At 64.4% G+C, this 21,817-nt stretch carries 17 protein-coding genes; 8 read left to right on the plus strand and 9 right to left on the minus strand.

All coding sequences use genetic code 11. The features are described 5' to 3' along the window. Nucleotides 1-62: 62 nt before the first annotated feature. The 5 genes from WC729_RS01555 to WC729_RS01575 all read left to right on the plus strand — a co-directional run bounded on the left by WC729_RS01555 (nt 63) and on the right by WC729_RS01575 (nt 7,902). Nucleotides 63-965, plus strand: coding sequence for an intradiol ring-cleavage dioxygenase (locus WC729_RS01555; protein WP_372848837.1), 903 nt, complete (start codon nt 63-65; stop codon nt 963-965). Between the two features lie 165 nt (nt 966-1,130). Then, nucleotides 1,131-2,564: a cysteine--tRNA ligase gene (gene cysS / locus WC729_RS01560; protein WP_372848839.1), complete on the plus strand. Its 1,434-nt coding sequence runs from the start codon at nt 1,131-1,133 to the stop codon at nt 2,562-2,564. Nucleotides 2,565-2,956: 392 nt separating this feature from the next. Further along, nucleotides 2,957-3,892 carry a D-2-hydroxyacid dehydrogenase gene (locus tag WC729_RS01565; RefSeq protein WP_372848841.1) on the plus strand — a complete coding sequence of 312 codons (936 nt, stop codon included), beginning with the start codon at nt 2,957-2,959 and terminating at the stop codon, nt 3,890-3,892. Between the two features lie 346 nt (nt 3,893-4,238). Next, nucleotides 4,239-5,570 carry a hypothetical protein gene (locus tag WC729_RS01570; RefSeq protein WP_372848843.1) on the plus strand — a complete coding sequence of 444 codons (1,332 nt, stop codon included), beginning with the start codon at nt 4,239-4,241 and terminating at the stop codon, nt 5,568-5,570. Between the two features lie 355 nt (nt 5,571-5,925). Next, on the plus strand, nt 5,926-7,902 hold the full coding sequence (locus WC729_RS01575; RefSeq protein ID WP_372848845.1) for a beta-L-arabinofuranosidase domain-containing protein: 1,977 nt from the start codon (nt 5,926-5,928) through the stop codon (nt 7,900-7,902). A 96-nt stretch (nt 7,903-7,998) separates the two neighbouring features. On the opposite strand, the gene WC729_RS01580 is transcribed toward WC729_RS01575, so the two are convergent. From WC729_RS01580 to WC729_RS01595, 4 genes are all read right to left on the minus strand, one after another. Further along, nucleotides 7,999-8,400: a DoxX family protein gene (locus tag WC729_RS01580; protein WP_372848847.1), complete on the minus strand. Its 402-nt coding sequence runs from the start codon at nt 8,398-8,400 to the stop codon at nt 7,999-8,001. Nucleotides 8,401-8,536: 136 nt separating this feature from the next. Beyond that, nucleotides 8,537-8,755 carry a DUF4287 domain-containing protein gene (locus WC729_RS01585; RefSeq protein ID WP_372848849.1) on the minus strand — a complete coding sequence of 73 codons (219 nt, stop codon included), beginning with the start codon at nt 8,753-8,755 and terminating at the stop codon, nt 8,537-8,539. 57 nt (nt 8,756-8,812) lie between these two features. Further along, on the minus strand, nt 8,813-9,520 hold the full coding sequence (locus WC729_RS01590) for a helix-turn-helix transcriptional regulator (protein ID WP_372848852.1): 708 nt from the start codon (nt 9,518-9,520) through the stop codon (nt 8,813-8,815). 179 nt (nt 9,521-9,699) lie between these two features. Next, entirely contained in the window at nt 9,700-10,047 is a 348-nt protein-coding gene (locus WC729_RS01595; RefSeq protein WP_372848854.1) for a VOC family protein, read from the minus strand. Between the two features lie 339 nt (nt 10,048-10,386). Here WC729_RS01595 and WC729_RS01600 point away from each other — a divergent pair, with 339 nt between their 5' ends. From WC729_RS01600 to WC729_RS01610, 3 genes are all read left to right on the plus strand, one after another. After that, a complete protein-coding gene (locus WC729_RS01600; protein WP_372848856.1) occupies nt 10,387-11,667 on the plus strand; it encodes a hypothetical protein in 1,281 nt (426 codons plus the stop codon). Between the two features lie 52 nt (nt 11,668-11,719). Next, on the plus strand, nt 11,720-12,301 hold the full coding sequence (locus WC729_RS01605) for a hypothetical protein (RefSeq protein ID WP_372848858.1): 582 nt from the start codon (nt 11,720-11,722) through the stop codon (nt 12,299-12,301). Between the two features lie 179 nt (nt 12,302-12,480). Then, entirely contained in the window at nt 12,481-13,287 is an 807-nt protein-coding gene (locus WC729_RS01610; protein WP_372848860.1) for a DUF2189 domain-containing protein, read from the plus strand. A gap of 3 nt (nt 13,288-13,290) precedes the next feature. On the opposite strand, the gene WC729_RS01615 is transcribed toward WC729_RS01610, so the two are convergent. The 5 genes from WC729_RS01615 to WC729_RS01635 are packed head-to-tail and all read right to left on the minus strand — an operon-like array spanning nt 13,291 to nt 21,620. Further along, entirely contained in the window at nt 13,291-14,403 is a 1,113-nt protein-coding gene (locus tag WC729_RS01615; RefSeq protein ID WP_372848862.1) for an FAD-dependent oxidoreductase, read from the minus strand. Further along, nucleotides 14,384-14,800: a hypothetical protein gene (locus WC729_RS01620; protein ID WP_372848864.1), complete on the minus strand. Its 417-nt coding sequence runs from the start codon at nt 14,798-14,800 to the stop codon at nt 14,384-14,386. Before WC729_RS01620 ends, WC729_RS01615 begins: the two co-directional genes overlap by 20 nt. A gap of 2 nt (nt 14,801-14,802) precedes the next feature. Continuing rightward, nucleotides 14,803-17,457, minus strand: coding sequence for a LodA/GoxA family CTQ-dependent oxidase (locus WC729_RS01625; RefSeq protein WP_372848866.1), 2,655 nt, complete (start codon nt 17,455-17,457; stop codon nt 14,803-14,805). A 37-nt stretch (nt 17,458-17,494) separates the two neighbouring features. After that, entirely contained in the window at nt 17,495-19,516 is a 2,022-nt protein-coding gene (locus WC729_RS01630) for a tyrosinase family protein (RefSeq protein ID WP_372848868.1), read from the minus strand. Further along, the gene (locus WC729_RS01635) at nt 19,506-21,620 is read right to left on the minus strand and encodes a multicopper oxidase family protein (RefSeq protein ID WP_372848870.1); all 2,115 of its coding nucleotides are present in this window, start codon (nt 21,618-21,620) and stop codon (nt 19,506-19,508) included. Before WC729_RS01635 ends, WC729_RS01630 begins: the two co-directional genes overlap by 11 nt. Nucleotides 21,621-21,817: the final 197 nt, after the last annotated feature.

The raw sequence follows: 21,817 nt of genomic DNA on the forward strand, positions 1-21,817 counted from the left end.
GCCGAAATATCGCGGTGCGCTTCGGCCTCCAAATGCCTCCCGACACATCGAGGGAGACAATCATGGACCATCATCAGGACGACGATCATGACCGGGGCTTCGCACATGATCTGCGGGTCATGGCGGCGATGGTCGAGCGCCGCCGCGCGCTCAAATGGTTCGCCGGGGCCGGCACCGCCGCGTTGGTCGCCGGCTGCGGCAGCTCCGGCTCGACCGGCGACAGCCTCACCGTGGTGAGCAGCACGCCGACTCCGACCCCAACCCCAACCCCGACGCCCACGCCGACACCGACGCCGACATCGAGCGGGACCTGCATCGCCGACCCGACCGAGACCAACGGCCCCTACCCCGCCGACGGCACCAACACGTCCAGCGGCTCGACCTCCAATGCGCTGACCGTCAGCGGGATCGTGCGCAGCGACATCAGGTCGAGCTTCATCAGTACCACGACGGTGGCGGGCGGTGTCCGGGTCGATATCACCTTGACCGTCGTGAACGTGAACAGCGCCTGCGCACCCCTGGCCGGTTATGCCGTCTATCTCTGGCACTGCGACCGGAGCGGCAATTATTCGCTCTATACCGCCCCGACCGAGAGCTATCTGCGCGGCGTGCAGGTGACTGACAGCAACGGCCAGGTCACCTTCACGACGATCTTCCCCGGCTGCTATTCGGGGCGCTGGCCGCATATCCATTTCGAGGTCTTCTCGAGCCTGTCGGCAGCGACCAGCGGCCGTTATGCGGTGCTGACATCGCAGCTCGCCTTGCCTTCGGCCGCGTGCACCACGGTCTATGCCGATACGACGACCTATCCGTCGAGCCGGACGAACTTCGCGGCGATCTCGATCGCGAGCGACAATGTATTCGGCGACAACAGCAGCGCGCAGATCGCCGCGATGACCCCGACCCTGACCGGCAGCACGAGCACAGGCTATACCGGCACGGCGACCATCGGCATCGCGCGCTAGCGCCACGAGATGGTGCGGCGCGCGCCTGTCGCCGCACCGCCCCGGCCGGCCCATCCCTCGCTGGCCGGGGCCCCTTCCGCTCAAGGACTCCGGTCCGAGGGTCCGGAGGCGGGCTGTCGCCGCGAGGCGTTTGCACGATGGCCGCAGCCCGCTATTGCGGCGCGCATGACCGGCACGCCCCTCACTCTGTATAACAGCCTGACTCGCTCACTCGAGCCGTTCAGCCCGATCGACCCTGCCAATGTCCGCGTCTATTCGTGCGGGCCGACGGTCTATAATTACGTCCATGTCGGCAACCTGCGCGCCTATGTCTTCACTGACACGCTGAGCCGGGTGCTGACCTGGAAGGGTTATCCGCTCACCCATGTCATCAACATCACCGATGTCGGCCACCTGACCTCCGACGCGGATGCCGGCGACGACAAGATGGAGGCGGCAGCCAAGGCCAGTGCGCAGAGCATCTGGGATATCGCCGCGCATTATACCGCCGCGTTCAAGGAGAATATCGCGGACCTCAACATCCGCACGCCGACTCACTTCCCGCTCGCGACCGACCATATCCAGGGCATGATCGCCTTTGCCGAGAAGATCGCGCCCCAGCATTGCTACGAGCTGGAGAGCGGCCTGTATTTCGACGTCTCGACCGTGCCCGATTACGGCCGGCTCGCGCGCGTCGCGGATGACGAGCGCGAGGGGCGGATCGATCCGGTCGCCGGCAAGCGCCATCCGCAGGACTTTGCGATCTGGCGCAAATCCCCGCCGGGCGAGAACCGCCAGATGGAGTGGGAATCGCCCTGGGGCCGCGGCGCGCCGGGCTGGCATCTCGAATGCTCGGTGATGAGCCAGCATTTCCTCGGCGCGAGCTTCGACATTCATACCGGCGGCATCGACCACCGCGAGATCCACCACCCCAACGAGATCGCGCAGAACCAGGCGCATTGCGACTGCGCCGACACCGGCGCGACGATCTGGATGCACAACAACTTCCTGGTCGAGCGCGAGAAGGGCAAGATGAGCAAGTCGTCGGGCGACTTCACCCGGCTGCAGACCTTGATCGATGCGGGCATCCACCCCCTCGCCTATCGCCTGATGTGCCTGAGCGCGCATTACCGGAGCGAGCTGGAGTTCAGCGGCGAGAATCTGGCTGCCTCCTCCACCCGACTGAAGCGGCTGGTGATGACGGCGCAGGCGCTTCGCGACCGGAGCGACGGGACCGAGACGGGCGATGCGGCGCGCTATCTCGACGCGCTGGATGCGGCCGTGTCCGACGATCTCAACACGCCCCGCGCCTTGCCAGTCCTGGACGAGATGCTCGGCGACAAGAAGCTGTCGCCGGCGACGCGGCTCAAGACGCTGGCGGTGTTCGACGACGTGCTCGGGCTGAAGCTCGCCACGCTGACGCGGGAAGCGTTGCGAGTGAAGCCCGCGAGTGCGGCGATTTCGCCCGAGGCGATCGAGGCGCGGCTGGCCGAGCGCAAGGAAGCGCGGGCGGCGAAGGACTTTGCGCAGTCCGACGCGATTCGGGACGAATTGGCGGCGGCGGGCGTCGAGGTGATGGACGGCGACCCGCTGGGCTGGGACTGGAAGCCGACGCTCTAGGCCCCAAAACCTCCAACACGACTCGCGCAATGCAGCGTATTTTTTCTTTCCGCTGTTATGTTGGATTTTCGGTGCCAATTTCCGGCCGCTTTGCAACGTCTTACAGACGTTTTCCCTGTTATCGCATAACAGCGGTAAAATCGCGACGGAACAGCCGAAACTTTCCCCTGTTCCGCGACAAAATACCGCGAAAAAAGTCCAACAATCATCGACGATATCAAAGAGCGGGGGCGCCGGCGATGGAGGCCTTTGCCCGGCCGTCCCCTGCGCGCTCCCGGCGGAGCATTGAATCGATCCGCCGGCGTGGCTGCCGGGCTTGTCGCGGCGGGACCCGCGCGGCATGAACCGGCTGCGATCCCGGAAGCTCATCCGGGGCCATGAGAGGTGCCCCGATGAAAGCCGTCCTCCCTGCCCTTGCCCGTCCGCTGCTCGAACCGAAGCTGCCCGCGGGACTCGATGTCGAGTGGTTCGCCAGCCGCGAGGACGCGATGGAGATGATCGTCGATGCCGACATCGCCTGGGTCGACATGCAGCGCACCGGCACGATCGGCGAGGCGGTGCTGCGCGCGAAGCATCTCAAATGGCTGTTCACGATCCTGGCCGGGATCGATTTCCTCGACCTGCCCGCGCTGCGCCGGCAGGGCACGATCGTCACCAATGGCACCGGCATCAACGCGCTGGCGGTCGCCGAATATGCGGTGATGGGGATTCTCGCCGCGGCGAAACGCTTCGACGAAGTGGTGCGCATTGCCGACCGGCACGAATGGACGCTGACTCCGCCGGGGCAGATCGAGCTGTTCGAGACCAGGGCACTGATCGTCGGGTACGGCACGATCGGCGCGCTGATCGGCGAACGGCTGAGGGCGTTCGGCGTCGAGGTGACCGGCGTGACGCGATCGGGGCGCGACGGCACGCTGACGCCCGACGCGTGGGTCGCCAGGATCGGCGATTACGACTGGGTGATCCTGGCGGCGCCCTCGACCGGAGAGACGCAAGCGCTGATCGGCGCGGGCGAGCTGGCTGCGATGAAGCCGAGCGCCTGGCTGATCAACATCGCGCGCGGCGACATGGTCGATCAGGATGCGCTGATCGAGGCGCTGACCAAACGCCGGATCGCGGGCGCGTTCCTCGACACGGTAAGCCCGGAACCACTGCCGCCGGAGCATCCGTTATGGGATGCGCCGAACACGATCCACACGATGCATTTGTCGGGGCGGAGCCAGACCAAGATGTTCCAGCGGGCGGCGGCGCTGTTCCTGGAGAATCTGGAGGCGTTTCTCGCGGGGCGGGAGATGCGGAACGTGGTGGATCTCGACGCGGGGTATTGAGGGTCGGCGAGGGCGGGCGAAGAATCAGCCGCTTTCTTTGCACTGAGCTTGGCGTGCCGCTGAGAGTGCCCCATCGAAAGGCGGCCTGGATATATAGTAGCTGAAAGGCTGGCCATCGCGCTTCGAGGCGAAAAATTTCGCAAAATATCAATTCGCAATGAGGCCGAAGCGCGGCGCGCGTATCACCGTTGCTTTATGTATTTATGATTTTTGCTCTATCATGAGCCGAACCGATGAATGGTCGTGTAAAGGCAATTTGCTAGACTTTGCTGCATCGGTTGCGCACGATCCAAGGCATCAAACATCTTCCTGAGATGGACCGATCATGATCTCAGCATCGGAAATAATGACCGCGATCACTGCACTTCGCGTGATCGAAGATGAGTTTCTCAAAACCACAGGGGCATCCTCCGACCTCCTGTCATTATCTGAGCTGCGCTTCATTCTCGACAAGATGCTGACAGCCGCGAATGCGCGCGAAGATATTCCCAGGACCGTCAATCGGGCCATCCACGCGTCGATTTTTCAGGCGGCCCAGTGGAGGAGAGAACTGAGGGACGCCAAGGACAGCGACAAAGAAGCTCTCTTGGATGAATTTCGGCAGAAGGAAAATGACCTCGCTGACAGAGAGGCGAAGCTAGCCGCATATTGGTCATTGTTGCGATGGGCCATGTCGCGAAAGCGCTTTCCCGAGCAGAACCTTCCCCCCCATCCGTTCAAGCAACACCTGCCGAAGAGCGCACCGATCGATACAGCCGAATTACGCTCGATTCTACGGGCCTCGTCTCCTCTCTCCGAATTGTTCTCGTTGATCAACACGCCAGGGCTTTCGTGGGACGATGACGCCAAGGACGATCGCAAAGCCTATATTATGAGTTGCTTGTCAGAGTTGACCTATCTGCACCTCGACAGTGGCGAACTGGAATCCTGTGACCGCTACAGCATTTTCGAGCCAAGCATCGCCCAGATGTTTCTGCGGCACCTTTCCATCACGCCGGACCTGAGGGAGCTCCTCGGCTCATTCGACATCCCCACCGAGGTAGTCACTACGGAGCTTTATGTGTACGTCGTGCTGCGCTTCCCCTCCTTCACCGTGGTGGCCGTCCGTGGCACCGCCGCGGTAAGGGACTGGGGAATCAATCTCGATGCGTTCAAGAACCATGCCCGCCACGGCTTCTATCATCGCGGCTTCGATGACGAGGCGAAGAGGGCGATGGAGCTGCTCAAGAACAAGCTCGGCAGTACGGGATCGCTTTATTTCACCGGGCATTCGCTCGGCGGCGCGGTAGCGAGCATCCTTGCGCAAACCTGGCCTGAGCGGCACCGCGTACGGATACCCTACCTCTTTTCCTCTCCCCGTTTTGCCACCCGCGCCGGGGCGAGCAGACTGCCACGCTATGTCTATCTGCGTCCACTCGACCCGGTGCCGCATGTGCCGCCGCGCTTCCTGGGCTATTCGGATGCTGGCGCCATATTCGATTATCTTCCAGCCGAGGCGACGCCGCGCGGCGGCCTCGCCGCGATTTGGCATATGGCGTCCCGCCGGACCATAGAACAGCACTCGATGGAAGGCGTGCGCCGTTTACTGGGGCAACGGTTGGGCAGCGATTTTCCAGAACATGTCTATATCGACGCATTCATTAAGACACTGAGGACCGTCACGAAAAACGGTCAATAATCCTTGAGATTACGGTGACAAGATTACGGTGACAGTGCATTTAATTGCTCAGCTGAGCGCAGTCGATTCTCCTGCCTTGCTGGATTAAATGCACTGTCACCGTAATTCCGTAATTCCGCATAACCCAGTCCGCAGGCGGCCTTGGCAGCCGCCTGGCCGAGCCTGCCGACGGCCGGCTCCTTGCGAAGCCCTGCGGGGGGCGGAACCGCGCAGCTCCGGTAATTTTTCCTGGCGAGGCGCCGTGACTTTCGCGCGGCGAGCCCTCATAATGTCTGAGTTAATAACCGATGGCGACGGTCCAGTGCCGCTACGCCGGGGATCGAGCCGGCGCGTCCGACCGGGTGGAGAGGTGAATATGGAAGACAATCGCGCGCCGTGCTGCGCGCGCCATGCGCTTGGCCGCCCGTCGCGGCGCGCATTCATGGCCCCGATCGGCGGAGCGGGCCTGATGTCCGCCTGGATGGCCCTGACGCCGGTCCCGCTGTTCGCGGCCGGTGTCGAGGACGCGGTGGCACCCGCTGCCAGGCCGCCGAGCCTCGCGCCCTTCGACCTTGCCGATGTGACGCTGCTGGACAGCCCTTTCCTCGTGGCGCAGCAGCGGACCGGCGCCTATCTTCTCTCGCTCGATCCCGACCGGCTGCTCCATGGCTATCTGGTCAATGCCGGGCTCCAGCCAAAGGCACCCGTCTATGGCGGCTGGGAATCGGAGGCGATCTGGGCCGATATCCATTGCCAGGGCCATACGCTCGGCCATCTGCTGTCGGGCTGCGCGCTGATGTATCGTTCGACCGGCGACCGCCGCTTCAGGCAACGGGCAGACTATATCGTCGAGCAGCTCGCGACGTGCCAGAAAAAGAGCGGGACCGGCCTGCTCTGCGCCTTTCCGGAGGGACCCAAGATCGTCGCCGCGTTCATCGCCGGCGAGAAAGTATCGGGGGTGCCGTGGTATACGCTGCACAAGCTTTTCGCAGGCCTGCGCGATGCGAACGACCTGACCGGCAGCGCCACGGCGCGCGGGGTCCTGATACGCTTCGCCGACTGGGCCGTGGTGGCAACCCGACCGCTCAGCGACACCCAGTTCGAAACCATGCTCGATGTGGAGCATGGCGGGATGAACGAGGTCATGGCCGATCTCTATCTGACGACCGGGAATGCGGACTATGCCGCTCTGGCCCGGCGGTTCTCGCACAAGGCGATCCTGGCCCCGCTCGCCAGGTCGCGCGATCATCTCGACGGACTGCACGCCAACACGCAGATCCCCAAGATCATCGGCTTCCAGCGCGTCCATGAGGCGACGGGCGACGCCACCTATCGGGATGCGGCCGCCTTTTTCTGGCGCACGGTCGCGCATAGCCGGTCCTTTGCGAGCGGCGGCCATGGCGACCTGGAGCATTTCTTTCCGGTCGCCGATTTCGACAAGCATGTCTTCTCGGCCAAAGGCTCCGAGACATGCGGCCAGTACAACATGCTCAAGCTCACCCGCATGCTGTTCCTGCAGGATCCGCAGGCGGACTATGCCGATTTCTACGAGCGGACGCTGTATAACGGGATCCTCGCCTCGCAGGATCCCGACAGCGGGATGGTGACCTATTTCCAGGGCGCCCGACCGGGCTACATGAAGCTCTACTCCACACCCATCGACTCCTTCTGGTGCTGCACCGGCACGGGCATGGAGAATCATGCGAAATATGGCGATTCGATCTACTTCAGGGACGATCGCTCGCTGTTCGTGAACCTGTTCATTCCATCTGTGCTCTCGTGGAAAGACAAGGACGCGACCGTGACGCAGACGACCGCCTTCCCCGAGGAACCGACGACCCGGCTGCGGTGGAAGCTCGCCCGCCCCCTGGCGCTCGCGCTGAAGCTGCGCCACCCGAAGTGGAGCCGCACGGCGAGCGTTCGCGTCAACGGCACCATTGTCGCCCAATCCGATCGCCCGGGTTCCTATATCGAGGTGGACCGGACATGGCAGGACGGCGATGTGGTCGATATGGCGCTGACCATGGCGGTTGCCGCCGTACCGCTGCCGTCAGCCCCGGATATCGTCGCCTTCACCTACGGCCCGGTCGTGCTCGCGGGCGCACTGGGCAAGGAGGGCCTCGCGCCGGGCGCCGATATAATAGTCAACGAACGCAAATACGGGGCGTACAACGACACGGCCTTCGTGCCGCCGCGGCTCGCCGGGGACCCGGAAACCATCGCGCGGCAGGTGCGGCCGACGGACAAACCCCTGTCCTTCACCATCGCGGACAGCGAGCAGCGGCCGATCCGGCTCGTTCCCTATTACCGGATCGCGCATGAGCGATATGCCACCTATTGGCGGATCGGGTGACGCGGTGTTTAGCGGATGTGCCGAAGTGCAGCTGCATCGACGCTCGCGCGTCGGTGAGATCACCTGCACCGTCACCGCAATTGTCGTAATTCGGCCTTACCGTTCCTGCTGAGGCGACCTCAACGGCAGCAATTCCCGGAGACGGGGGTCGCGCAGGAAAAGGCCGCCCCAGGCGATGATGGCCAGATAGACGCCGAACAGGATATGCGTGAAGAGCGGATGGCCAACGCGCAGATGCGTTGCGGCGGTCGCGCCCATATAGCCGGTTACCAGGATCGCGCCGAGCACGGAGGTTCGCGGGACGGCGTAGAGCACGGTGCACAGCAGTCCGATCACGCCAAGCGGCCGGGCAAGCTCCGGCGGATAGCCGAGCCCCACGGTTGCCTGGATGACCACATCGAGCGGGACCAGCTTCATCCCGCCATCGAGCAGCATGAAGGCGATGAAGAGGCCGCTCATCACATAGCCGGCCGTGCGTGCAGAACCAGATTTCGTCATCGTCTTTCCTTGTCTTGAAGCTGCGGGATATCGCTCGCCCGAACGAATGCCGGGACGGCGGCCGTGAGCGCATGACCGCGCAGAGTTGCGGCCATGACTATTCGGTGGGATTGATGGAAATGGGGTGGAGCGTGCCCTAGCTATTCTTGCCCTTGAGAAGCGCGACGATCGCCATGGCATGACCATGGCCAAGGCTGAATTCGTCCTTCAAGGCGGTAACGATAGCGCCCGCCTTCACGCCGTCCGCAAGGCCCTCGGCCGTCGAAAAGCCTCGATCGAGGCCCCATTGGCGGAACTGGTCCGGCGTCTTCCCGGTCTTCGTCTGGATATTGTCGAGATAGGCCTGAAAACTCATGGCCGCGCTCCTTCGATTCGCTCGCCATCGTGGCGGGTGCGAGCGTCGAATATCCGATCAGGCGCCCGTTTCTTTGTACGAGAACGACAATTGCGGCCGCTCTCGCGCAAGGCGCGCCGGGGTCGTGCCGATCAGATGCCTGACCGAACGGGTCAGATGCGCCTGATCGAAATAGCCGGCGTCGAATGTCGCATCGAGGACCGAGCTCCCGTCCATCAGCAAGGCGGCCGCATGGCGCGCGCGCCGGATCTGCTGATAGGTGCTGAACGTCATGCCCGTGACGCGGCGAAAATGGCGCTGCACCGAGCGCTGGTTCATCCGACTGTGATCGCGTTCGATCGCGGCGTCAGTCGCATGGCTCAGCGCGATGACTCCCGCCCGCGCCAGACGCGCGACGAAGTCCTCCGCATTGTCATAGCTCGGGACTTCCCAGGCCTGTCCTGAAAACCAGAACCGGCCATCGGGGAGCATCGGCAGCTGGACGTTCTGATGATCGATCAAGGACGCGGTCGGGAATTGCGGCAGATAGGCGCCCAGCCGGAAGCGAATGGCCACCCATTCGCCGTGGGGCGGGCATTCGATCGGACCGCCTCTGGACACCGGGCCTCTGAGCGTTGCCGCCGAAAATCCGGGCAGCCTGGTGAAGACCAGCTCGATGCTGCTCTCCGCCATGGAGAGGAAGACGCCGCCCTGGCGGCTCCTGCTGCGCCAGATGCGCTCGACATAGAGCGAGTCCGATTCCCTGTGATCAAATTCTATCAGCATGCAGGCATCCGGAAAGCGCAGCGCATCGTGCCTGGTTATACGCGAGAGGCGACGAGCGGAAGAAGGACTGCATCGCAACCGAGCTTTGAGATTACGGCGACAGTGCATTCAATTGCTCAGCTGGGCGCAGTCGATTCTCCCGCCTTGATTAAATGCATTGTCACCGTAATTCAGAGCCTTCAGCTATCGACAACATTGATGAGATTACCGGCTGGATCACGGAAAAAGAAACGGCGAAGCCCCCAGGCTTCCGTGACCGGGCCGTATACGACCTCAGCTCCGGCAGCGCGAACCGCGACCTCGGTTGCGTCGAGGTCTTCCACGCCGATCGAAATGACAGGCAATTCCGTGCCTGAGCCTCCTTCGGAAGCGGTGTGGAGCTCGATTTTTTGGGTCGTTTCTTTATTCAGAAACGCGATCCACCCCATGTCAAAGGGTAGATCGAGTTCGAAAACCTTCGCGTAAAATTTCGCCAGCGCCACCGGGTCCGGTGCTGAGAGATTCGCAATGATTCTGGTAACAGCCATCGCTGAACGAATCCTCATGATCAGAAAGACGTTATTGTTTGCCGAGGTATGTGCTGACTCTGCCCAACCTCGGCAAGTCCACATTGCGGTTACGACCACGGGTTTGTCCGGGGACAATCGCCGACATTTCGGCCGCCAAGGCCGGTTAGAACGTTCCCTCGAACCGGACCCGAGGTATCGGCCGTCAATGACTTTCAGGCTCGCTTGCACAGGAAATCAACCAAGGCCTACCGCCTATTCCGGAATGGCCGTATGCTGACGTAATTGATTGAATGACGGGGACCTGATCGGCTGACCATTGGCTCGGGCCCCATCGAAGAACATCGGGGGCGAACACTGGTGTCTGATGCGACCGGCGAAGGGGCCTCGCGAACGATAGTCGTGCTCATTCACGGCATCGGCTTTGCCAAGGTCGGCGACCTTGCGCCCGCCCTCGACATGCTCAAGCTTGCGCAGAACCAGGTATCGATCGACGCAAACTGGAATGTGATTGCCGCCGCCGACTACAGCGACACTCTTTCCTTCGATCAGCTTTCAAAACTCTTCCGGTCGATCGACGGGACCGCACGGCTGAGACCGCAGTGGGAGGGCAAGCGGCCATCGCTCTGGATCAACCTGATCGAGTTCGTCATCGACATATGCGATCTGTTCTCTACACTCGTGCTGTGGCTCGTGCCCATCATTGCGTTCATCGGCCTTTTCTACAGCTTCTCAGAGGCCAAGTGGGATCTTGGCCTCTTGCACATGACCCGCGCCTATATCTCGCTCTACTTCACGATATTGGCTGGTGCGGCGGTTTTGGTCATACTGTCATTGATCATGAGGGTAGGTGTCGGAACTCTGTCGAGAGCAATGCACTTACTGATCGTTTTCCTGCGGCCCATAATCGTGGTCTTCTATCTCTACATGGCCTTGATCAATCGGCGGGCGCATGACAATCCAATTAGCGCGATACTGGCCGCATTCTACCTGGTCGGCGGAGCCTGTTTTCTGATAGCACTGATCCTACCCTCTCACACTTGGCGGCTCGAGGTGATGGGCCTGCTCATCCTGGCGTTCCTGCTGGCGCCGCTCATCGTGTCGCGGTTTCTGGCGCCCGGCCTCAAGCTTATGCTCGATGTCCTGCTCTACATCTCCGATGCTCGTTACAGGAACAGCATCCTCGATGCCCTCGACGCGCACGTAACCAGCGCGGAACCCGACCGGGAGACGGCAACGCTCGTTATTATCGGGCATAGCCTAGGGTCCGTGATCGCGGCAGATTTTCTCATGGATCGTGTCTCCCCCGGCCGATTCTCTGCGGTCACTCTGGTGACCGCCGGCTCACCCATCTCCCGCCTGTTCCAGCGGATCTTCCCGGATCATTTGATTCCGGGGACGGTCGGCGAAATTATCCGCCACGCGAGCGAACGCGCCGCGTTCCGTTGGCTCAATTACTATCGCAAATACGACGGCGTCGGCGCGCGCCTGGACCTGCCTCCAATGGCGACGTGCATCGAGAGCGTTTCGCCTTACATCTCCGACCCACTGCGATCGCATATCGGCTATTGGACGGAGCCGCAATTCCACGCATTTGTAAGGTCGAACTGGCGGGCCGGCGAGAGCGCCGATGGCCAATAGCTTAAGGTGGCATACGCCGGACCGCCCTATCTCGTTTGCTTTCCGGCGAGCGGTGTTTCTCCTGCTCGTTCTTGCCGTAGCCGTCCTGGTGCTGGTGCAATCCGCCGACGATCTTCGCCACGCTTACGGCAGTTTCCGCGCGCAACGCGTGATCGACGATCGTAGCGACGGGCCGCCCCCTCGCCGTGTCAGCGTTGTCTTGCGACGCGAGTTCCAACCTTCCAGAAATGGTGTGGTGTTCTCGGGCTATAAGATGACGCTCGCCCAGGCCCGCTGCGCAAGCGAGGCCAGCGTCATCGATCTGGCCAGTACACCGACCAATTGGTGTTCCTGGTCGCTGGTCAATCCAGGGAAACTTTGGCCACATCTCCGCAAATGCCCCGCCCGCCGGACGATTGGCTGGATCGATCCCGATGTTTGCCGCGAGGGCCTTGTGTCGGTGCGCGGGAGCGGGCGAGCGATCTCCTTCGGCGAATTCACCGGTGCCGACTCATGGCTGCGCCTCGCGTTCGCAGCCATACTCAAGAACCTGCTCCTCGTTGCGGCCTATATTCTTATCGTCGGCGCGCTGTCGCTGTTCGTGCTGATGCTTTTGCATGCCATGTACGGGGAACTCTTGGAGACGGACGACTAGGTATCGCGGCCCGCACGATCACGATCCGCTGCCAGACCACCAGCGCGCGCTGATGCTTTGTATCCGTCCCACAAAGGCGTACCATGTCCTCAGGGCCGCGTGGCCGCATCAAAGGCCACTGAGTGACTTGAACGCGAGACGGGCGGCGGCCCGCTCTGCCTCGCCAGGAGAGGCTCGTCATGGTTGCCATTGCCCCCTTCACGCCTGCCGCGTCGTCGTTCCAGCCCCCGGTCGTGCGCGAGATCAGCCGCGCCGACCTGTCCTGGGCGCTGCGCGAGGGCTGGTCCGATTTCCTCGACAAACGCGGCGACATCATCCTTGCCGCCGTCCTTTATCCCGTGCTGATGCTGGTCGTGGCCGGCGTGACGCTCGGGGAAAGGCTGTTTCCGCTGCTGCTGCCGCTGATCGCCGGGCTGTCGCTGCTCGGTCCGTTGATCGCGGTCGGCTTCTACGAACTGGCGCGGCGGCGCGAGGAAGGGCGGGACGCGCATTGGGCGCATTTCCTCGATCCGTTCCACGGACCGTCGGCGGCGCAGATCGCCGCGCTCGGCATCTTCCTCGCCCTGCTCTTCCTGGCCTGGATCGGAGTGGCCTGGGCGATCTATCAGGAAACCTTTGGCATGCTGCAGCCGGCCGACCTCGCGACCTTTCTCGGCCTGTTGTTCACCACGTCCGAGGGGTGGCAGCTCATCCTGTTCGGCAATCTGGCCGGCTTCCTCTTCGCCGCGATCACGCTGGTGACGACGGTGGTGTCCTTCCCGCTGCTCGTCGACCGGCCGGTCGATTTCGTGGCGGCGGTGCAGACCTCGCTACGCGCCGCGCGGCGCAACCCGGTCGAGATCGCCATCTGGGGACTGATCGTCGCGGTGCTGCTCGCGCTTGCCTGCATTCCGTTGTTCATGGGGCTGGCGGTCGTCCTGCCTGTGCTCGGTTATGCGAGCTGGCATCTCTATACCCGGCTGGTCGATCGCAGCGCGCCGGACTAACCGTCAGGCGGCCATGGCCGCCATCCGCCGTTGCCAGAAGGGGGCATCCGGCCAGCGGGCGGCGGCGGCGTAATGATCGGCAAGGGCGCGGCGATAGTCGGTGACCCCGTGCGCCGCGATCAGGGCGTAGCGGCGGGCCGCCTCCTCCCCGCGCCCGTCGAGCGTGTCGGCGGCCGCATAGGCGGCGAGGATGCCCGAGCGCAACGCATGGACGATGCCGCGCGACGAGAGCGGATCGGCCGCGAACAGGGTGTCGCCCGCAGCGATCCAGCGCCGGCCGATAGCGCGATCGAGCGTGGCGGTGCCGGCCGCGCGCACGATCGCCTGCTCCGCGCGGGCTCCCGGCGGCACCAGCGGGGCGATGTGGCGGGTTTGCGCGAGCGCGCGGTGCCAGCTCTCGGCCTCGCGCAGGCCGAGACCGGCCGCGATGTCGGGATCGGTCATGCACGCGACGACCCGGCGGGCGCCGGGCAGGTCGGCGCTGTACCACCAGCCTTCCGGCCGGGCCTCGATGACGATGCGGGAATCGCCGGTCGTGCCGGTGAAGAAGCGGGCATAGGCGGCGAACGGCTCGCCCGCCTGAAGGGCGGTGCCGAAGGAGCGTGCCAGCCGCCAGCGCCGGCCCGTCGCCCAGACGACCAGCCGGGTCTCGACCGCGCCGCCATCGGCCAGGTCGAGGCGCCACCCGGTGGCGGTCTCCGTGGCGGATCGCACGGGCGTCGCGAGGCGCAGGTCAGCACCCGCTGCGGCCGCCGCCGCCCCGAGCAACCGGTCGAAGCGGGCGCGGTCGAGTTGCCAGCCGGCGCCGTGCGCGGAGAAGATGCTCGGGCGTTCGATCAGCGTTTCGCCGGTCCAGGCGGAATCGACCGCTCGTCCGGGGACGAACCCGGCCGCTGCGAAGGCGGGCATCACCCCAAGCTGGTCGAGCAGCCCGCGGGCAAGCGCGGGCAGGACCTCACCGAGCTTCGGCGCATCGTAACGGCCTGCCTCCAGGATCAGCACGCGCAATCCGGGCGCGTGCCGCCTGAGCGTCAGCGCCGCAGCGGCGCCCGCCGGGCCCCCGCCGATGATTGCGACATCGGCGGTGAGCGGTGCTTCAGCTGGTGCGGACGGCATAGAAGGATGCGACAACCCCGGCCGGATGCGTGCTGCCCCCGCTCCCGGAATGGGGAATGGTGCGCGTCACCGAGCCGACGATCGCGGCGGTCTGGAGCTGGTCAGTGCTGTTCGGCCAGACCGGCACCAGCCAGCCGATATAATCATAGATCCATTGCTCGCCGCCAACGACGCCCTTGCCCTGGAAGCGGATCTGCGCCGGCGAGCCATAGCCGGTGCTGCCATGCAGCGCGAGCGACCAGCCCGGCCCGCCGATGGTGCCGCCGAGCTCGCCCGGTACAGGCTCGGTGAAGGACAAAGTGCCCCGGCCGAATTCGAGATCCTTGAAGTCGGTCTGCACGTCAGGATCGTTGATGAGGCTGCGATAGGTCCAATCGCCGGCAAACAGGTTTCCCATGATCACTCCTCCGAATCTTCGACACAGATATATTTGTAGGATGGCGATGCCGCATCGATGCCGGCCCCGTCGTTGCGCACCACGAAGCCGAGCTTCGACCATTCGGTGACCATCTTCAGGTCGCCGGCCAGCGTCTGCGGGATGCCCCGCGCCCAGTTGCGCATCTGCGGATCGCCGCCGCCGGACACCGGGTAAAAGACCTGCATCGGCCGGTGCGCGGGCCACCAGAGCGTGTCCCACACGCGCTGTTCCTTGACGAGCAGATCGTTGCCGACGCTGTCCGGGTAGAGCTGATTCCACTCCTCATAGGTGACGTCGATCGTCTGGGTGGAGCATTCGTTGAAGTCGGCCTGCCACGGCAGGCCGGACAGCTTGGTGAGGTCGCCCGGCTGGAGCCCGACCTTGAAATTGCTGCCCAGCGACAGCGGGTCGCCGGCATAGGCGACATAGCCTTCCTCGCCGAGCCCGGGACCCCATTTATTGGCGTTCTGCTGGGCTGCGGTCAGCTGGAAAGGATACCATTCGGGATCGGCCCTGAGCCGGTAGGGCTCGCGCCAGATCGCCGGGTTGCGGATGATCCAGGTCGTCTCGCCACCCGGGCAGAAGGCACCGCCAAGCAGGTTGGAGAGCACGCCGCGATCGAGATCGCGGCCGGTGCGCGCGACCCACCCGGCGTAGGGTTGCCACGGGTCGGGCCTGGGGGCGAAGCCAGCTTCGGCCTCATCGATGAAGATGCCGTTCGCCCATTGCCGCAGCACGAAGAGTTGCGTGTCGGTCAGGCGCAGGAATTTGCTGACGGCCTGATTGTTGATCGGGTTGTCGCCGGCGAGCAGCGGCATCAACGGGAGATGATAGGTCCGCGTCGCCGGGTTGCCGTCGAGCCGGAAGACATTCTCCTCGCCGGGCTTGCGCAGCAGGTCGAAGAGATATTGGCGCTTGGGCCGGCCGGGATCGGTGACGGCCTCGGCGGCGGCCAGATCGAGCGCCCGGTCGAGCAGCACGCCGGCGCGGTGCTCGAAACCGAGCCGCTGCAGCACCAGTTCGATCGGTTCGTCCGGATCCTGCTGGCGGTCGGGCACGGCCGGTTCCTGGCGCGACGTGCCGCGCCCCAGCACGAGCAGCATGGTCTTCGCCCTGGGCACGGCATCGGCGACGGTCGCGACCGCAGCGGCGATGGCGGCGTCGAACGCTGCCTTCGCCTCGGCATAGACGACTGAAGGGAGGTCCGCATTCTCCGCGTGGACGGCGTGCCAGCGCGCGGCATAGACCGCCGCGTCCTCTCCGGATTCGGGCGGGCAGACGGCAGCGGCGAAGAGCGCCGCGGCCTGGGCCAGTGGGCCCGCAACGGCTTCGGCCGCGGCGGCGGCGCCGGGTGCCTGGGTCGCATCGAGCAGCATCAGGCTCGGCTCGAGCGCCGCCTCGATCAGCCGGCCCGACACATGATCCTCGAGCGCCGCCCGCTGCTTCCTGGCGAGCTGGCGTGGCGCCACCCGGGGCGGACGGCAGAGCTGATCGGGGTCGAACGACCCGCGCGTCGTCTGGTTGTGCGGGAAATTCGATTGTTGGAGGATGTTGCTGAAATAGGAGAATTCGTCGGCGCGGAACAGGATCGGCCAGATGTCGCGCCAGAACCACGGGCGATAGGCCGCATTCCATTCGACCGCCCCAGCCTTCCAGTGGAGCAGCGCCGCCTGGTCGGTCGGATCGATCTTTTCGGGACTGGCGAAGGTGCCGGCCGTGCCGAACATGTCGGTGCGGTGCGCGAATTCGCGGATCGACATGTCCTCGACCACGTCCTCGAGCGTGATCATGTCGAGCACTTGCGGGGCATAGCGCGGATAGCCGACCACCACCCAGGCGGGATATTCGACATCGATATAGCGCAGTGCGTCGACATTCTCCGCGTGCATCACCAGCCGCGCCATCACCGGGCCATCGGAAATGTCGTCGAACCAGCCGTCGCTATTGGCATATTGGTCGATGCGCGGATGGCCGAAGCCGGTGAGATAGCAGCCGCTGCGGCCGTGGCCGCCCAGCACCAGCAGCCGGCCGAGATCGTCCGTCAGCAGATCGCCCAGCGTGTCGATGTCGTGCGGCTGCATGCCGGTCGGCGGGAAGTTGGCCGCGTACATCGGGTTGCCGTCACGGCTGAAGCTCGCCTTGCGGGTCGATCCGCAATCCACCCCCTGGGGTCCAGGATCAGTGATCAGCTTCTGCCGGGCCTGGGGATCGGTGACCTTCGGATTGCGCAGCGGCGTGCCCGGCGGATAGCCGGTCTCGCCGCGCAGCCCGTCAAAGGTGAACCAGGCCGATTTCTTGTTGGCGAGCTGGACGCGCCACTGGATGTCGACCAGCGTGCCCTGGTTGCCCCCGCCCTCGATCGCGTCGCCGATGCGCAGCGGTTTCCCGTCCGGGTTTTTCGCATCATAGACATAGATCTGGAAGCGCGCGGCCTGGCGCTTGATCCGCCCTTCGGCATCCTTGAACTTGAAGGACGCGCTGGTGGATTCGTCCTTGTGGACCGGATTGCCCGCGCCGTCGCATTCGATCGGCAGGCGCGCGGGCCCTTCGGGCGAGATGCAGAAGCTGTCCGGGCTGTCGCCAAGGCGGGCGATGCCGATGGCCGGATGGATGCGATAGACCGATGGCGCCGGCATTCTGATCTCCCCGCGCGCCGCCCGGGCGCGCCAATGTTCAGTCGAGAAAGTTGAGCGACACGCCGTCGAGCCGCAGCAGTTCGCGGTCCTCCTCATAGGAGGCGTCGATCACCACCAGGCTGATCGTGATCGTCTTTGCCCCGGCCGCGAGCAGGCGGCGTGCCGCGCGCGTCACGTCGATCCGGTGGTTGCGCGGCGTGTTCATGCTGCGCTCGCGCAGGTCGAACTTGCGGCCGCGGTCGTCGGGCAAATCGCAATGCCCCGGTCCGCCATAGCAGTCGCCATGCCCGAACACCGCTGCATAGCCGGCATAGCCTTCGTGCGTGAGCGGCGTCGACGCATCGGCATCGGGCACGTTCAGGAACACGCGGATGAAGCAGGAGCGCGGCAATTGCGGCACGCGGTGGAGCCGCACCTCCGCCGAGCGGAAACCCTTTCCCACCGTTTCGGGCACTGGAACCGGGGCCGAGACGAAACGGCTGACCGTGTTGCCCAGCCCCACCGGGATGATGCAGCCGCCACGCACATATTCATAACCGAAGCGGTGCATGTCGAGCGTGTCGCGCACTGAATAGCTCCACGGCGTCAGCGCTGAATCGAGATCGGCCGGCACGCCTTCGGGATGCTCCTGCTGCCAGTGCCACCACAGCCGATCGATATTGACGTGGATCGGCCAGAAGACCGGATCATAGGAGGCCGTCAGGTTGCTGAGCATGTCGCCCGTGGGCGGCTGGGAATAGAGATCGTCGCGCTGGTGGAACTTGCGGCCCGCGACGCTGACCGCGCGATTGCGATCGGCCATCGCCTCGGGCGGCTGCTTGGGAAAGTCGGGATTGAAGCCGCCCGTCCAGATATGCATCGTGTTGTGCGGGTTCTGGTCGAGGAAGCCGAAGCTGTCGACATAGAGGCTGCCGCCGCCGAAATCGCGGAAGGTGCGCAGGGCCAGGATTTCGTCGAGATCGGCGGCGGTCGGATAATGATAATGGATGCGGCTGTTGATCGTCTGCTTGGGGCCGAACTCGCCGGGGTAGCGCAGCGGGTACCAGAGCGAATTTGACTCGAGCAACGCATCGATGAACCGCTCGCGCGGGGCGCCCGTGATGTAGTCGGGGCCGATCGCGTCCGAAACAGCGGCCAGGAAGTCATGCAGGCTGGTGTAGAGCTTGCCCACCATGTCGCGCAGCCCGTCTGCCGGGATGCCCTTGCTCGCGAGGAAAACGAGCGATGCGTCAGTGAGGAAGCATTTCAGCGCGCGGGGAATGCGTTCCCCGCTCGGTGGATCCTCGGGGCAGTAGCGCGGCGCCGGAAAATCCCACCAGGGAAGCGTCACGTCGGGGCAGAAATCCTGCAGCACCTGCTCGAATTCGTAGAGATAGATGCGGTGCCAGGGAAGGAAGCGTTCCCAGCCATGCTGGCAGTGATTCTGGTGGATCAGCGCGAGATTGTTGTAGCTGCGCTTGTCGCCGGGCCATTTGTTGAGGTTGTAGATTTCGCGAAAGGCGTAGCGCAGCCGTTCGAGCTGCGGCTCGCCCATCGCATCGATATCCATGCGCTGGCGCAGCTCGCCGGAACGATAGCGCCAGGCGGCGGGATCGGTGGCGGGGGCGAAAACCGGGCCGGCCAACCCCTTGACCTCGATCCGGCTCGCGCCGGCCAGGTCGACCTCGCCGAGGTCGAGCGAGTCGATCACGGCGCCCGGGCAGCCCTCATCGATCCAGCGCTCGATCCGGTCGATATCGGCATCGGCCACGGGCGTTCCGCCCCAGGGCAGGCGCGGATATTGCGTGCCGTCGAACGGGCTCTGGCCGCGCAAGCCGCGCACCAGGCCGGAGCGCGCGCCGCGTCCCGAGCTCCCGCCGCCGCAGCAGCTACCACCCGACGGGGCGGGCTCGATCAGCGGCGTCCCCATGACGCGGAGCGCCAGGAAGGCCGGCAGCGGCAATTCCCAGAAATCGCCGAGCGGATCGGCGGGCCGCGCCTGCCCCTCTACCGCAGCGCGCAGGATATCCTGCACCGCTGCATAGCCGAACAGGTCGGTGTCGGCCTCGTCACTGGTCATGCTTGTGGTCCGGCATATCCATGGCGGCCCCGCCCGGCGGAATCGCGCCCGGCGGCGTCACGATGGGCTTGCGGATGGGCACCTGCGGCACCACCACTTCGACATTCTGCATCATGCCCCGATCCTCATGGTCGAGGATGTGGCAGTGGAGCACATATTCGCCGATATAGCGTTCGTAGCGGGTACGGATCCTGATCGTGTAGATGCCCGACGACCCGGGGGGCGGCGGGTTGGCCTCACCGATCAGGCTCTTGATCCACAGCGTGTCCTTCCAGACATTCTGGAGGCCCCGATATTGCGGATCGACCGAAACCCCGTCGCCCTTGTCCTCCGAATTGGGCGTGCTGACCTCATTGCCCATCGGATCCTTGATCGAGATGATCTGGAACGGATTGACGTGGATGTGGAAGGGATGGCTGACGAAGTGGGACTCCAGCGTCCATTCGTCGACGCCGCCAAGCGTCAGCTTGCGATCGATGCGGTTGGGATCATAGGGCTGCGCATCCTTGGTATCGAGCGTGTTGCCGACCTGGAACTGGAGCGGCTTGGGCGGCACCTGGATGAAGAAGGTCAGCTCCTGCTTGCCGGTCACTTCGTCATCGGCGATGTCCGGATGCGGGGTGAAATTGGTGAATTTCAACCCGTTGGTCAGATCGGCGACCACGGCGGGCTTCACATCGGCGGGCATCGCCTGATTGGCGTTCGCGACCAGCGCATCGCGGACATAGTCGCCGATATCGGGCACCGGCGTACCCGGGGCGACGCGGACGATGCCGAGGAGCTGCGGCCCGACCTCGATCCCGTTGACCGTGCCCGATTTCGGCGCGGAGGAATCGATGACGCAATAGGCCTCCGCCTCGGGGAACACGACCAGCGCATCGTAGCGATAGCCGGGCTGGAACGTGGCGATGCTGGTCTGTTGACCATGGGCCATGGTCAGGCCGTCAGCGGCGACAACCGTGTAGGGAAGCGGCGTGCCGCTGCACAGGTCAGCGATCGCCTTGCTCTGGTTTTCCGGTGTGAGCGTCGGCAGCGCGGCCTTGAGCTTGCCCGGCTTCAGCTTGAAGAATTGCAGGCTGATCGTGTCGCGCACGCCGCCATGGATCATGCGCCAACGCTCGATCTTGCCCTGGGTCGTGCGGAAGAAGGGCAGCACCTTGCCGTTGATCGAGGTGAAGCGGCCCGATTTCGGCCAGGTGTCGGGGCCGAACTGATCATAGCCCTCGATCCCACCGACATCGTCCTTGTCGCAGATATAGCGGCCTTCCTTGGTCTGCTTGATCGGACCCAGCTTCCCCGGCGCCGGGGCCGGCCCGCGACAGGCATATTGGATCTGCTGCATCACCAGCACGCGCTCGGTCATGCCCCTGAGCAGGGTGTCGATATCGCCGTGCTTCGTCGTGGTGGGCAGGCGGTTGCCGCGCACGATGAGCGCGCCGGCCATGCCGCTCGACACCTGCAGCGCGGTCGAACCGTGGCGGTGGGTGTGGTACCAGAAAGTGCCCGACGGATGATCCGAGGGGATGTTGTATTCATAGGTGAAATCGACGCCCGGGTTGATCGACAGGAGCACATTGTCGCCATTGCCCGCCGGGTTCACCCACAGGCCGTGGGTATGGAGATTGGTGCCATTGAAGCAATGCGGCGTGTCCGCATTGTGATCGCTCATGCTGAGGCAGGACGGATCGGGATCGAGCTTGTTGTGCAGGTCGATCCGGACGGTGTCGCCCGGCACCACCTCGATCATCGGCGAGATGAAGGGGTTCTTCGGGTCGGTGTCGGTGCCGACATAGCTGCGCAGACGTACCTTGTCGAAATGCTGGGTCTTGCTCGCCGGATTGCGGATTCGGCCGTCGAGATACTGGATGGTCAGGTCGAGGATCTTGTCGCGACGCTCCGCAGGCTGCGCGGCCTCCGGCGTCGCGGCTACGGCGAGCGCGAGCAGGGGCCGCGGCGGCTCGGCGCGCGCCTTCAGCAGGGGCGGGTTGCTGACGTCGTCGTCGGGGACATCCTGCCCGCTGGCTGGCATCGCGGCCAATGCCAGCCCGAAACCGATGGTGCCGGCCAGCAGCCGGACGCGCGAAACCCTGGTGAATAGCGACATGACATCCCCTCCATGTCTCGGCCGGATCGGCCAACCACCCAGATGTTGTGAGTTGCCGGATGAGACGTGTCGAGGCGAGTTGAGGCCAGAACGGCGCTATCCGGCAGGGAACCGAAGCCATATCGGGGACCGGGAATCGGATGCTCCGGGCGATACGCAAAAGACACGCGTCAGGCGCTCAACCGTCATTCATCGCC

Source organism: Sphingomonas sp. (genome assembly GCF_041661825.1).
Classification (GTDB): domain Bacteria; phylum Pseudomonadota; class Alphaproteobacteria; order Sphingomonadales; family Sphingomonadaceae; genus Sphingomonas.